We start from the raw sequence: 13,683 nt of genomic DNA on the forward strand, positions 1-13,683 counted from the left end.
TCAGGACTGGCTGAGGGTGCCGTCGACACGGCGCCAAATGTGGTCGGGGTTGCCGTCGGCGATGGCAGACGGGAGAAGCGCGGACGGAACGTCCTGGTACGCGACCGGGCGGAGGAAGCGCTCGATGGCAAGCGATCCGACCGATGTGGTGCGCGAGTCCGACGTCGCCGGGAACGGTCCACCGTGAACCATGGCGTGACCCACCTCGACACCGGTCGGCCAGCCGTTGAACAGGATTCGGCCCGCCCGTAGTTCGAGGACGTGCAGCAGACGCGCGGCCTCGTCGTGGTCGGCGTCGTCCGTGTGGATGGTGGCGGTCAGCTGACCTTCCAGGTGGGCTGCCACGGAGCGGACCTGATCGGTATCGGTGCAGCGCACGATGAGGGACGACGACCCGAATACTTCCTGCTGCAACACCTCCGACGCGAGGAAGGACTCGGCGTCGGTGGTGAACAGCGCCGCCGAGCAGGCGTTCGGCGCCTGCGTGTCGCCGCCGCGGGCGACGACGGTGGCCGGCCCGTCCAGTGCCGCAACACCGTCGGCGTAACTGGTTGCGATGTTGGGCGTCAGCATGGTCGTCGGGGTGGACTCGGAGACGGCGTCACGCGCTGCCGCGGTGAACGCGTCCAGGCCCGGTCCGTCGACTGCGATCACCAGTCCGGGGTTGGTGCAGAACTGTCCCGACCCGAGGGTGAGCGACGCGACGAATGCCTTGCCGAGTTCCTCACCGCGTGTGCGCAGTGCCGCATCGAGCGGGAACACCGGATTGATCGAACTCATCTCGGCGTAGACCGGGATGGGCTCCGGCCGAGATGCCGCAGCGGCGACGAGAGCCGTTCCGCCCGAACGTGATCCGGTGAAGCCGACCGCCTTGATGCGGGGATCGGTGACCAGCGCAGTCCCGAGTCCGCGGCCCGATCCGAACAGCAGGGAGAACGTTCCTGCCGGCATGCCGGTGGCCGCGACGGCGTCGGTGATCGCGCGTCCGACGAGTTCGGAGGTTCCCGGGTGGGCGTCGTGCGCCTTGACGATGACAGGACATCCGGCTGCGAGGGCGGATGCGGTGTCGCCGCCGGCGACCGAGAAGGCGAGGGGGAAGTTGCTGGCGCCGAACACGACGACCGGACCCAACGGAATCTTGCGCTGACGGATGTCGGCGCGGGGCAGGGGAGCGCGGTCGGGTTGCGCGGGGTCGATGCGGGCGCCGTTCCACCCTCCGTCGCGCAGCACCGAGGCGAACAACCGAAGCTGCCCGGACGTGCGGCCCACTTCACCGGTGATGCGGCCGACAGGGAGCCCGGATTCGCGGACGGCACGCTGGATCAGGGTGTCGCCGAGGTCTTCGAGGTTCGAGGCGATGGCCTCGAGGAAGGTGGCGCGGTGCTCGGACGTTGTCGATCGGTACTCGTCGAAGGCATCGGCGGCGGCCGCGCAGGCCGCGTCGACGTCGGCGTCGCCACCGTGTCCGAACGGGGGATCGATTTCGTCGCCCGTGCTCGGATCGATGGCTCTGATCTGGGTGCCTGTGCCGGCGACGAACGAGCCGGCGATGATCAGCTCACCCGTCAGCGAATCGGTGGTCGGCGCGGTTGCAGTCGGCGGTGTCATAGCGATCACGTTAGGACCGCAACTGATTCATGTCCAAGACCATTTCTGGACTCTTCGATTCAACAATTGAATCGACGCGGTCATGTGCACGATCCGGACAAATCCGGTAGGTAAGGTAACGATTTTGAAAGGGCCGCGATACTCCGGACACGAGATGGTCCAGGGGTGGAGGCGTCATGAGAGTTCGTACTTCGTTGATTGTTGCGGTCGCGTCGGTGATTGCACTGACCGCGTGCGGCGGGACGACGGGAGGGTCCCCGCAGGCTTCCGCGCCTACTTCGTCGGCGACCGTTTCGGCAGCGACCGTCCCGACCGAGACCGTCCCGACCGAGACCGTCCCGATGGAGACCGTCGCGACACCGACTGTCGTGACCAAGACCGTCACCGTGCCGGTGCCGCCGTCGATCACGAGCGCGTCCACATGTCCCGGGCCGGTCAACCGAGGTACCGGCGCGTCGGCCTTCGAGGGGAGCTGGCGACGCCACGCAAGTCAGCTCGTCTTGCAGCGGGATACCGCGACCAGCGCGCTCATGATGGGCGCGAGCGCGGTGGACAGCGAGAACTGGCGCGTCGACTGGACTCACGACGAGTGCGACAGTCGCAAGGTGGTCGTGACGTTGCTCGAGCGGACCGCTCTGTACGGGACAGGGGTGGACGGCGAACTGGACGAGGGCAAAACGTTCGGGCTCGAGTTCGGTACCAGTTCGATCGGTACCTCGGTCATCGTGACGACCGGTCTCGGTGACGATCCCGGTGTGTACACATGGTGCGGTGCCGACTCCGGGCCCGTCCCCGAATGCGGCGCATGAGTCAGGAACCGGCGGGTGCGACTCTCCGTGCTCGGACCGTTCCGACGGCAACGATGGCTGCGGCGATCACAGCAGCCCATCCCGTCGTGGTGTTGATCAGCTCCCCGGTGAGGCGGCCCTGCGCGATCCAGCCGAGTCCCCAGACGATGGACAGCATGGGGGCGATGCGGCCACGCCCCACGACGGCGACGAACAGCCCGATCACCGCGGCCACGGCCAACACGATCACGGACCACGAGGTTGCGCCGGCCGTGATTCCGAGGTCGACGAGCCACGCCGTCGTGTTCGCGATCGTCGCTACGGACACCCAACCGAGGTAGAGCCCCATCGTTCCGTCGGTTACCACGGCGTCGACTCGATCGGTGGACCGCACGCGGCGCATCAGGAAGAAGACGTACGCGATCGACGCGAGCAGAACGGCGATGACGGCAACGGACAGCCACAGCACGCCGGCTTGAACGACAAGAATCCATGCTGCATTCAGAATCATCGTGATCGCGATCGGAATCCCGAGTAGCCGATGTCGATCGTTCGTCTTCTGCGACGGGAGGAATTGCCAGACCGTGTACGCCACGAAGCCGAGATAGATGACCGACCATATCGAGAAGGCAGGGCCGGCCGGTGCCACGAGCGTGGACGTGGCGCTGAGCGCACCACCCGCTGCTTCGGCGATCGGAGTTCCGACGAACGCACCGGATCCGATCGCCGAGCCGACGATGGCGATCACCGCGCTGACGGCAACTGTTATCTGGCGGGTGGTGTCGGACGGGTTCCAGCTCATGTCGCCTCCTCGATATGTTCAGTCTGCTGAACACATCGTATCAGCGGCGCGCGGGCTTTTCTGTACACAAGCCGTCCCTGACGACGGGAAACCGTCGAAACTGCGTACTCGAGTACGGATAGCCACCTCGGCGAGATAAAAGTCTGAAAGTTTTTTACACGAGGGCAAACGGCCGACCGACACGCAACGGCGCTTTATCACTGGATTACCCCGCTGGGTGTTGCTGGACGATCTTTGCTGCAGTCGCGCCAAAGCTGCTGTAGCAGAACGTAATCAAAGGTTACGCCCAAAACGCCGTGTCTCCGATGACTGCGTGCAACCATTGTTGGAGCACAGAAGCACCGTTCCAGTAACGGATGTGAAGCCATTCTTTCCTGTAACACGGAAGTAATGGTCGAACGAAGTACCGACCGAGACCGTCTAGAAGACCGGCGGCCGACGTTTCCGCCCGAGCTCTCTGGCGGCAATCCCCTCTTTTGCCCGCACCAGGGCATCGACTCGATGGAGCCATTTTGATGAACAAGACCACCAAGGGCGCGTTGGCCGCCGGCGCAGCTGCTGTCCTCCTGCTCGGAGGAGCCGGCAGCTTCGCGCTGTGGCAGGACCAGGAAACGGTGAACGAAGGAACCATCACCGCCGGCATTCTGGACATCGCCCCTCTCGCCGCCGGTCAGTGGTTCGACGTGTCCCCGGACCAGACCCGTGTCGCTATCGATCCGGCCGGAGCGTTCCGCATGGTGCCCGGCGACGTCCTCGAGTACAACGCGACGTTCACCGTCACCGCCACCGGCAAGAACCTCACCGCCACCATCAACGGCGTTCCGGGCACCGTCGTCTACGGCGGCGGATTGACCGCTACCAACGCGCCGGTCGTCACCACGGCCACCATCGGGACAACGACGCTGGCCAACAACGCGATCACCAGCGCCGACACCGGCAAGACCGTGTCCGTGAAGTCCACCCTCACCTTCGACAAGGCGACCGGCGGGCAGATCGGTCAGAACGGCACCGTGAACTTGGCGAGCTACCAGGTCGCAGTCCAGCAGACTCGTCCCGGCCAGCCCTGAGCGGTCTTGTCCGTCCTGCGATGAGCGCTCACAGCCGAAAGCCTGCGTTCCCGACCAAACGGGTGCTCCTCGGCGCAACAGCCGCGGCGGTGGCTGCAGTGATCTTCGGATCGGTGCAGACCACCGGCGCGCTGTGGCGCGATTCGGGGGTGCGGGCGGCCGGTGTGGTCACGGCAGCAACGTTCTCTCTGTCGCCGGGGGTCGGGACCGATCCCAACTTCACATTCACCGACCTGGCGAAGCCGAACATCACCGTCGGTGATTTCGTGCAGAAACCGCTGACGATCGCCAACACCGGTACTGCCAGAAACGGGTTGACCTATTTTCTGTCCAAAGCCGGTCCGTCGGTTACTGCGGGCCCGGGTGTCACGATCACGTTGAGTGGAACCGTAGTGCCCACGACTGCATCGTGCACCGATACCAATACCCCGACCGGAACCGCGGCGTTCACGACGTTCGACACGGCGTCCACGACGACCGCGGCGACCAGTTCACCGCGCACGCTCGCCAAGGGTGCATCCGAGATTTGGTGCATCAGGAGCACTCTCAAATCAGTTGTCACGGTGACGCCGCCTGCATCGTCTACCTTCACCATCGCCTTCGCGTTCCGAGCGGACCAGAAATGACATACGTTCAAGAAGAGCCCACCACCACCGAACCGGACGAGTCGACCGGTCCGATGTGGTGGCTCGCGCGCATCGTCTCGATGATGCTCCTGTTCTTCTTCGTGGCCATTCTTCTTGCGGCCGTCGTCATTCCGAAGGTCGGCGGCGCCATGCCGTACACGATTCTGACCTCGTCCATGGAACCGCTCTACCCTCCCGGCACCCTCGTCGTGGTTCGGGAGACCGATGCCGATGCCCTGGTCGCCGGGACGGTCGTGACGTACCAGATCCGTTCGGGCGAACCCGATGTGATCACGCACCGCATCATCTCGGCTGGGATCGACAAGGACGGCAAGCGCACCTACACGACCCAGGGTGACAACAACCCGCAGCCCGACGAGAACGGGGTCCTGCCCGCGCAGATTCGCGGAACGCTCTGGTACCACATTCCGTATCTCGGCTACGTCAACAACTGGCTTACCGGGGAGAAGCGCACCTGGGTCGTGGGCATTGCTGCCGGCGGGCTGTTTCTCTTCGCTGCAACACAATTCGTCTCTGCCGGCGTGGACCGACGGCGACGCGGCGGGCGGCACGCGGCCCCATGAGCTCTGTTCGCACACTGCTGTGCAGCGCCCGCGTGCGGGCGCTGCTTTCACTCGGCATGGTCCTCGGACTCGGAGCCGTCGGCACGCTCGCCGCGTGGTCCGCGGCGCCCGTCACGACATCAGGAGTCTTCACCACCGGTGTCATCGACATCCAGCTGAACGGCAACCAGGGGGCCACGTCGACAACCCCATACGTATTCTCGCCGACCAACTCAGTGGTCCCGGGTGCGAGCGTCGCGGTGGTGTTGCCCGTGCAGAACAAAGGGACGGTTCCCTTCACCTACACGACGTCGGTGATCGGTGAAAACACCGCCGGAAAGGCGTATCAGTTGACTGCGCTGTACGGCGGAAGTACGGCCGACGGTAAGAGCTGCACCGGCGGCAGCGCGACAACTCCGACCACCGTTGCGTTGACGACATCGGTTTCCATCGGCGGCTCGCGAGGGCTCGCCGTCGGATCGGCTTCGGACAATATCTGTCTGCAGTTCGCGCTGCCGATCACGACGACAGGCGTGGCGACAGGCGACGTCGGCAACGTCCTGTTCACGTTCTTGGCGACGTCCACATGACACGGTCCCGCGGACGTCTTCAGGAGGCAGCCCTCACGGTCGGTGCGCTGCTAGGACTGCTGTGCATCGTCGCTGCGATGGCAGCCATGCTGTTCGGCATCACTCCGCTGGTCTTCCGATCGGGATCCATGTCGCCGACCATCACCACCGGTTCGGTCGCACTCGGTCGCGACATCCCCGCCACCGAGGTACGCGTCGGCGACATCGTCAGTGTCGATCGTGCAGACGGTTCCCGCCTCACGCACCGCGTCCAGTCGGTCGACTCCGTCGCCGGCAACTCCGCGACGTTGACGTTGAAGGGCGACGCGAACGAGTCGGCCGATCCGACGCCCTACGTCGTCACGACCGTGACCGACGTGATCGCCCACGTTCCGTACCTTGGATACTTCGTCGCGTGGCTGAGCACTCCGTTCGCCTGGGCGACTGGAGCCGTGCTGGCTGTATCGCTGATGTGGATAGCGTTCCGCCCGGACTCGTCGAGCTCACCACGCGGGTCGCCGCGTCACGGCCGGCACGCGAAGTCGAAGAATCCCCCGGTGGTCGTGCCGATCGTGCTCGTCGCTGTGGTTGCTTCGGTTGTGGGAGTGGGGTTCTCCCGTTCGGATATGACTGCGGCTGCCGGAACCGACACTGCATACGGCCGAGCGGCAGTGACCGTGGGGTTCCTGCCCGGCCCGCCCACGTTCACGTGCGCGAACAGGGCTATCACCGGTGTCGACTTGTCGTTCACCAGCAACGATTCCCGTTTCACCTACGAAGTTCGTTACACGGGAGGGATGACTACCGCGGTCAGAGGTCCGGCCGCGGTTGGAACAAACTTCACTGTCACACCACCGGTATTGAATCTGGGTCTGGGTACCACCACAGCGACGCTCGTCGCGAAGTACAACTCGTTCGTCAGCGCCCCGTTGACTCGTGCGTTCACCACGACCGTCGTGCTCACCGGTTGCGCACCCGCCGGCTCGACGTCATCGGGCGCCGCCAGCCAGTCGGCCCGTGTCGCCCAAGCACCGGCTGCCAGTGCGTCCACCACGACCCCGAGCACGACGACCTTGAGCACGACGACCCCGAGCGCGACGACAGCCACGTCCCCCACGACAACGTCAACTGCAGCACCCACGCCCACAACGACGCCGGCTACCACCACCCCGGCGGTGACGACACCGCCCACAACCACAACCACCACCCCACCCCCACCGACGACAACCTCGACGCCCCCACCCCCCGCCGACGCCTTCATCCCCGCCGGCTCGTCGAGGACCAGCGGTACCAACACCGCCTCCATCGCCGACGGCCAACTGACCGTCACCGACGGGACGGGAAATACCGTTTATCAAAGACCAGTCACATCCAGCCAGCGCTACGGCACCGGCATCGTCTGGTCGAGCACCGGTGACCTCTACGCACTCTCCGATACCGCTGGGCCGGTGCGGATTTCGCCGGCGTCGGACGGAACCTGGTCGTCGGCGTCGGTCGATACCTCGGCGTTGCCCGCGGACATCGCCGCACTTGTCTGACCTCGGGTGTAGAAACGAGCGAGACGTACCCGCGACGACGAGGAGAACACCGTGGACCACACCGGTCTGTTGATCGACGCTTTCGACCGCATCAGGGAGGTCGTGCACGCCACGCTGGACGACCTCGACGAGAAAGCACTGACCTACCGGCCCGACGCGGACGCCAACTCGATCGCGTGGTTGATCTGGCATCTCACGCGCGTGCAGGACGATCACGTCGCCGGTGTTGCGGAGACTCCGCAGGTCTGGGAGAACGATGGCTGGGACCAGCGGTTCGACCTTCCCTTCCCGAGCGGGCAGATCGGGTACGGGCAGTCGTCGGACGACGTCGCCGCCGTGACCACCGATGCGGAACTGCTGCTCGGCTATCACGACGCGGTGCACGCCGCCACGGTTGCGTACGTGAAAACGTTGAGTGCGGAGGATCTCGACCGGGTGGTCGACGAGAACTGGGATCCGCCCGTCACCTTGTCGGTGCGCTTGGTCAGCGTGGTGTCCGACGACCTACAGCACGCAGGCCAAGCTGCGTACGTCCGTGGGCTTTTCGAGCGACGTCAGGGCAGCTGACCCGGCACCACTTCGCCGCACAGTTCGTCGAAGCGGTCGACGTCGTCTCCGGCGATCAACGCGGCCAACAGAATTCGTGTCTGGCTCGGTCGCAGGAAGCATGTTCCGTGGGCGCCGGCCGCCGCTAGGTCGCTGCCACCGCCGCCGCCGCCGTAGGTCGTGACGACCGAACCGTGAGGGACGCGCGTCGACAGTGCAATCACAACCCCGGCATCGGCCGCGTCCCGAACGGCAAGTGTCACATCCGAATTGGTGTTGCCCGCGCCGAGTGCTTCGAGAACCACGCCCTTCGCACCGGCCGCTACGACCGCGTCGAGCGCAACGCGGTCGACTCCCGGGTACAGCGCGACGATGTCGACGCGCATATCGCCGATCGACCGCGCGGACAGCACCGTGCGCGGGGTGGCCGCCTTTGCCGGACGCGATCCGAATGCCGCGACACCCTCGGTGTCGATCTTGACGGTTCCTCGAGCGGGAAACAGGTGGCCGTCGAAGGCGATCAGGACACCCCGGCCCCGCAGAACGGGATCGTGCGCCGCGGCGATCGCGAACTCGAGGTTCGCGGGCCCGTCCGCATCGGGGTGGTCGGATGTGCGCTGCGCCCCGGTGAACACGACCGTGCGGGCATCGGCGTGAAAGAGGTCGACGAGAAATGCGCATTCCTCCATCGAATCCGTTCCGTGCAGAACGACGACGCCGTCGATGGACGGATCTCCCAAAGCTGTCTCTACCGCCGACCGTACGACGTCGAAGTCGCGCAACGACATTGCGGCACTGTCGACGGACATGATGTCGAGAATCCGAATGTCGGCTACCGACGACAGTGAACCGACGGTGTCGGTTCCGGTCACGGTGGGTGTGCTGACGCCGACGGCGTTCGACGTGCTGGAAATGGTTCCACCCGTCGTCACCACGGCTATGTTCGGCACCTGTTCACCCTAGTGCCCGGGCCCGTCTCACCCGACCCAATGTCACATTCGGTCCATATACGCGACCCAGTGTCACACTGGGTCCAAACAGAGACGACGAACCTACCGCCCGATCCGCTCCGCCAACCGCGCCCGCAGCGACGCCTTCGACGCCCGCGCCGGCGCATCGGCGATCAACGCGTCGACGGTCTGCTCGGCGTCGAGCTTGTTGTCGCCGATCCCGCCGGTGGCGCCGCGCTTCGCCCATCCGACGACATACGTTCCGGGGACCGGTGTGCCGGACGCATCGACGACACGTCCGTCGACATTGCGAATGGTGCCGGTCTCGGGATCGAAGGGGAGGCCGGGCAGCTCCGAACCGCGGTATCCGATTGCCCTCAGCGTAAGTTGTGCCGGAACGCTCACCACGTCGCCGCCGATAGAGATGTCGACGGACTCGACTCGGTCGGAGCCGGTCAGGGCGACGGGAGATGCACCGAACGCGAACACGATTCGTCGACCGTCGGTGGGCAGCGAGTCGAGCGAGACCACGGGGGCACCGGCCAGTGCCGACGCAGGAGCCGACAACGGGAGGCCGTTGATCGCGTCGACCGATCCGGCCACGGCAACCTCGACACCCGGTCGGACGACGAGCGCCTGGCATTCGGAGCGCGTGAACGCAGCGAATTCAGGACCCCGGCGTGCCAAGACGATCACTTCACGCACGCGATGTGACCGCAAGGCGCGCAGGGCATGTGGCGCGATATCGGTGCCCACCAAGCTGTCCGGGTCGGAGGTGAGGATGCGGGCCGCGTCGAGCGCGACGTTCCCGTTGCCCACGATCACGACGCGATCGATCCCGGTGAGGTCGATGACGTCCGCGGCGACATCGGGGTGGCCGGTGTACCAACCGACGAGAGTGCGGGCACTCATCGACCCGGTGAGCTCGGCGCCGGGTACGTCGAAGGTGCGGTCGACGTCGGCGCCCACCGCGTAGACGACGGCGTCGAATTTGTCTGCCAGAGAGGCGGGTTCGACGTCTGCACCGACGTGCACGCCGAGCTTCATGGTGACGCGGGGGTGCACGAACAGCGACCGGAAGTGCTCACCGATGCGGCGGGTCCCCTGGTGGTCGGGCGCCACGCCGAACCGTGCCAGACCGCCGGGAGTCCGCAACCGGTCGTAGAACGTGACGCGTGCGTCGGAGGTGCGCAGTATCGCCTGTGCTGCATAGCAAGCGGCGGGTCCGGTGCCCACGACGGCCACGGAGATGCGGCCGATGTCGTGGACGTTGGGCGGGGGAAACTTGGGTGCGTACCAGAGATGGTCGGCGGCTCGGTCGCGGTAGTAATCGGCGTTCAGTTCGGCGTAGATCACCTGGTCCGGCGCGAGCCGGGAGACGCGGGTGATCGCGTCGACCGGGCACGCATCGGCACAGGCGCCGCAGTCGATGCACGACCGCGGGTCGATGAACAACAGATCGGTCTTACCGAAGTCGGGCTCGTCCGGTGTCGGATGAATGCAGTTGACCGGGCAAACCGACAGACATGATGCGTCGTTGCAACAGTTCTGGGTGATCGCAAATGCCATCAGAGCATCACAGCATGTGAAGCTTGCGGTAGTACACCGCCGCCGGCTTCGTGACCAGACCGCAATCGCTCAGGAATGCCATCAGGTGCTGGCTCGAGGTGCGCATCATCGCGTGGTGGTGCGCGTTGTTCTTCGCTTCACGCACGGCCCGCTTGACGTCGAGTCCGGCTGCTTCGTAGACGCCCTTGTTGACCATGTTCGAAACGATGATCTTGGCGGCGATGGCGATGATCAGCGCGCTGCCCTTGCGGCGGGCGAGGCTGATGCCTTCCATGTTCTCGCGCATCTGGGCGCGAGCGAAGGTCATGTGTCGCGATTCTTCGACGACGTGAATCTTGCTGGTGGTGCGCACGAGGGGGAGGACGTTCTCGCCGCGCATCCAGTCGCGCTGCATCACGTCGAGCACCTCTTCGGCGACGAGGATGCCGCCGTAGGCGGTCTCGGACGAGGCGATGGTCTTGAATCCGCGGCCCAGGAAGCGGCTGAACGGGCGGGGGAGGTATCCCTTCACACCCATCTTCTTGCATGCACGGGCAAACATGATCGAGTGGCGGCACTCGTCGGCGATCTCGGTCAGCGCGAAGTGGAAGTCGGACTTCGACGCGTCCTCGCAGTACTGATCGCGCAACACCATCTGCTGCAGGATCATCTCGAACCAGATGCCGGTACTCATGATCGAGCAGACCTCGTGACGCGTCAGCGTGACGCGCTGCTCCTCGGTCATCTCTTTCCAGTACTCGGTCCCGTAGAGCGTGCTCCACTCGGGATTGAGTCCGTACTGCGCGGGATCGAGGTCGGCGTCCCAATCGACCTCCGTCGACGGGTCGTACGACAGCTTCTCTACCGAATCCAGCAACCGGGCGGATACGTCCTCGGTCTCCATGGAGTCGGTCGGGGCGAATGTGCTGGTCATCGTCTCGGTCCCTTCGTCGCAGTAACTGTGACCGAGATTATCAGCAACTTGGCGTAACAGACAACCATTTCATTTGCGAACCATCTTGCGACGGGGCGTCACGGTCACTTCGAAGCCGCTCGGCATCAGGGTGAGCCGCTCGTTCAGTTCGAGGCGATACCCGGGATCGGGACGCAGATCGTACCTCTGCAGGATCTTGCCGAGGATCAAAACGGCCTCGTGTACTGCGAACTGTCGACCGATGCAGGCGCGCTCACCCGTGCCGAACGGTTTGTAGGCGTGTGCGGGCCGAGATCGCACCCGACTGGGTTCGAATCGGTCGGGATCGAACTCGTCGGTGTTCTCGCCCCACACCGGGTCGCGGTGCAGTCCCGGCAGGAACACCAGTGCCCACTCGCCGGCGCGCATCTCGTACCGGCCGCCGATCGTGGTGTCTTCTCGGGCCTGCCGCCCGAAGGCCGGGGCCGTCGGCCACAACCGCAAGGTCTCGTCGAGCACCCGCCGCACGTAGCGCAGTTTGGCCACCTGGTCGTACGCCGGCCGGTCGACCGATCCCCACACGGAGTCCACCTCCTCCCGCGCCCGAGCCAACACCTCCGGATTCTGCGAGAGGTAGTAGAGCGCCAACGACAGTGCCCCCGAGGTGGTTTCGTGACCCGCAACCAGGAAGGTCACCAGCTGATACCGGATGTTCTGCTCGTCGATGGCCAGCTCCGGATGGTCCTGAGCCGCGCGCAGCATCAACTCGAGGAGGTCGTTCGGGTGCGGCTCGGGGGAGACCCGCCGGGTGGCGATGACGTCGTCGACCAGGTCGAGCACGTATTTCTCGTCCGACGCGTTCTGCCGTGCTCCCCGGGCGGTGATCATGCGGCCCACCCGACTCTGGGAGAGCAGTCCCGACTTCTGCGCGAACGCCAACGCGCGCACCATCGCGGAGACGAACGGGTGGACGTCCGAATTCTCGAAGGAGTGGAACCCGTACCCCATCGCGGTGCGGCCGATGGTTTCCAGCGTCAGTCGGGTCATGTCCGCGGACACGTCGACGGCATCCTTGTTCGCCCACCACCCCTCCAGTTCGGCGAACACGTCCAGCATGACGTCGTGGTAGGAGTGCATGGCCGACTTGGTGAACGCGGGGGCCAGCAGAGCGTGTGCCTTGGCCCAGTTGGGTTCCTCGTTGAACGCGGTGAACAGACCGTCCCCGCCGAGGCCGCGTAGAGCGGAGATCGCCGGGTTCACGTACTTGGAGAAGCGCTTCTCGTCGCACAGCTCGCCCGCAAGGTCTGCACCCGAGACGATGACGACTCGCTGACCCAGAATTTTGCGCTCGAAGATCGGTCCCAGTTCGGAGGCGTAGCGAAGCGAATCGCGCACGGCCGTCGTCTGCGAGGCGCCGATGACGTCGCCCACCAGAGGCAGGCGGCGAGGTGGGTGGGGCAGCGTCGTGGTCACAGGACCTCCTGTTGAACTCGTGTGCAGTAAGACGAACCTACGCCTTGTTGAACTCGTGTCAAGTAAAGTCGGCAGGACCCATGACGCGACAACGACTCACGCCCGACGAGCGACGCACACAGCTGCTCACCATCGGCGCGCAGCTGTTCTCGGAGCGCCCCTACGAGGACGTGTGGATCGAGGAAGTCGCCGAACGTGCGGGCGTCTCGCGCGGGCTGATGTACCACTATTTTTCGTCCAAACGGGACTTCTTCGCCGCCATCGTCAGGGTTGCCGTGGACCGGATCCTCCGTGACACCGAGCCGGATCCTGCTCTGCCCGTGCAGGATCAGATCACCCACGGACTCGACGCGTACCTGACGTTCGTCCGCGAGAACCAACCGAGCGTCCGCGCCCTCAACCGCGGCGAACTCTCTGCCGACACCGAGATCAGAGACATGGTCGACGCCGAACTCGCCGAACAGCAGCGACGCATCCTGGTTGCCCTGGGATCGGGGCCGGGGCAGGACGCCGTGCTCGAGGCATCGATCCACGGATGGATCGCCTTCGTGCGCGCCGTCGTCGTCGACTGGATCGAGACCGACGCACTCACCGAGGACCAGGTCCGCGACCTGTGTCTGCGCGCTCTGAACGGACTCATCGGCACCGGGTCGATCGACACCGTGGATGTCGGTGCGTCGTGACAGCATCAC

General features: G+C 65.2%; 14 protein-coding genes. 8 read left to right on the forward strand and 6 right to left on the reverse strand.

Going from position 1 to position 13,683, the window contains the following annotated elements:
• Positions 1–1,608 carry an aldehyde dehydrogenase (NADP(+)) gene (locus tag IEW02_RS05070; RefSeq protein WP_188543553.1) on the reverse strand — a complete coding sequence of 536 codons (1,608 nt, stop codon included), beginning with the start codon at positions 1,606–1,608 and terminating at the stop codon, positions 1–3.
• Positions 1,609–1,784: 176 nt separating this feature from the next.
• Here IEW02_RS05070 and IEW02_RS05075 point away from each other — a divergent pair, with 176 nt between their 5' ends.
• Positions 1,785–2,417 (forward strand): hypothetical protein, encoded by a 633-nt coding sequence (locus tag IEW02_RS05075; RefSeq protein ID WP_188543554.1) that lies wholly within the window; start codon positions 1,785–1,787, stop codon positions 2,415–2,417.
• A 1-nt stretch (position 2,418) separates the two neighbouring features.
• Here IEW02_RS05075 and IEW02_RS05080 read toward each other — a convergent pair whose 3' ends face one another.
• Positions 2,419–3,198: a TspO/MBR family protein gene (locus IEW02_RS05080; RefSeq protein ID WP_188543555.1), complete on the reverse strand. Its 780-nt coding sequence runs from the start codon at positions 3,196–3,198 to the stop codon at positions 2,419–2,421.
• A gap of 515 nt (positions 3,199–3,713) precedes the next feature.
• Here IEW02_RS05080 and IEW02_RS05085 point away from each other — a divergent pair.
• Genes IEW02_RS05085 through IEW02_RS05110 form a run of 6 tightly spaced genes read left to right on the forward strand, consistent with a single transcriptional unit; the run spans position 3,714 to position 8,128 of the window.
• Positions 3,714–4,265 carry an alternate-type signal peptide domain-containing protein gene (locus tag IEW02_RS05085; RefSeq protein ID WP_188543556.1) on the forward strand — a complete coding sequence of 184 codons (552 nt, stop codon included), beginning with the start codon at positions 3,714–3,716 and terminating at the stop codon, positions 4,263–4,265.
• 20 nt (positions 4,266–4,285) lie between these two features.
• Positions 4,286–4,891 carry a hypothetical protein gene (locus IEW02_RS05090; protein ID WP_188543557.1) on the forward strand — a complete coding sequence of 202 codons (606 nt, stop codon included), beginning with the start codon at positions 4,286–4,288 and terminating at the stop codon, positions 4,889–4,891.
• Complete coding sequence (locus IEW02_RS05095; RefSeq protein ID WP_188543558.1) at positions 4,888–5,475, forward strand: signal peptidase I; 588 nt, start codon at positions 4,888–4,890, stop codon at positions 5,473–5,475. Before IEW02_RS05090 ends, IEW02_RS05095 begins: the two co-directional genes overlap by 4 nt.
• Positions 5,472–6,044 (forward strand): SipW-dependent-type signal peptide-containing protein, encoded by a 573-nt coding sequence (locus tag IEW02_RS05100; protein WP_188543559.1) that lies wholly within the window; start codon positions 5,472–5,474, stop codon positions 6,042–6,044. Before IEW02_RS05095 ends, IEW02_RS05100 begins: the two co-directional genes overlap by 4 nt.
• Positions 6,041–7,561, forward strand: coding sequence for a signal peptidase I (locus IEW02_RS05105; RefSeq protein WP_188543560.1), 1,521 nt, complete (start codon positions 6,041–6,043; stop codon positions 7,559–7,561). The genes IEW02_RS05100 and IEW02_RS05105 overlap by 4 nt, the downstream gene beginning before the upstream one ends.
• A 51-nt stretch (positions 7,562–7,612) precedes the next feature.
• On the forward strand, positions 7,613–8,128 hold the full coding sequence (locus IEW02_RS05110) for a mycothiol transferase (RefSeq protein WP_188543561.1): 516 nt from the start codon (positions 7,613–7,615) through the stop codon (positions 8,126–8,128).
• Here the strand turns inward: IEW02_RS05110 and IEW02_RS05115 are convergent.
• From IEW02_RS05115 to IEW02_RS05130, 4 genes are all read right to left on the reverse strand, one after another.
• Positions 8,116–9,057: an asparaginase gene (locus IEW02_RS05115; protein WP_188543562.1), complete on the reverse strand. Its 942-nt coding sequence runs from the start codon at positions 9,055–9,057 to the stop codon at positions 8,116–8,118. The two genes, IEW02_RS05110 and IEW02_RS05115, sit on opposite strands and share 13 nt — an antisense overlap.
• A gap of 102 nt (positions 9,058–9,159) precedes the next feature.
• Positions 9,160–10,626, reverse strand: a complete 1,467-nt coding sequence (locus IEW02_RS05120) for an FAD-dependent oxidoreductase (RefSeq protein WP_188543563.1) — start codon at positions 10,624–10,626, stop codon at positions 9,160–9,162.
• Positions 10,627–10,633: 7 nt separating this feature from the next.
• Positions 10,634–11,539: an AurF N-oxygenase family protein gene (locus IEW02_RS05125; RefSeq protein WP_188543564.1), complete on the reverse strand. Its 906-nt coding sequence runs from the start codon at positions 11,537–11,539 to the stop codon at positions 10,634–10,636.
• Positions 11,540–11,608: 69 nt separating this feature from the next.
• On the reverse strand, positions 11,609–12,991 hold the full coding sequence (locus tag IEW02_RS05130) for a cytochrome P450 (RefSeq protein ID WP_188543565.1): 1,383 nt from the start codon (positions 12,989–12,991) through the stop codon (positions 11,609–11,611).
• Between the two features lie 80 nt (positions 12,992–13,071).
• Between IEW02_RS05130 and IEW02_RS05135 the strand changes: the two genes are divergently transcribed.
• A complete protein-coding gene (locus IEW02_RS05135) occupies positions 13,072–13,674 on the forward strand; it encodes a TetR/AcrR family transcriptional regulator (protein ID WP_188543566.1) in 603 nt (200 codons plus the stop codon).
• Positions 13,675–13,683: the final 9 nt, after the last annotated feature.

It is taken from the genome of Rhodococcoides trifolii, from assembly GCF_014635345.1.
Classification (GTDB): domain Bacteria; phylum Actinomycetota; class Actinomycetes; order Mycobacteriales; family Mycobacteriaceae; genus Rhodococcoides; species Rhodococcoides trifolii.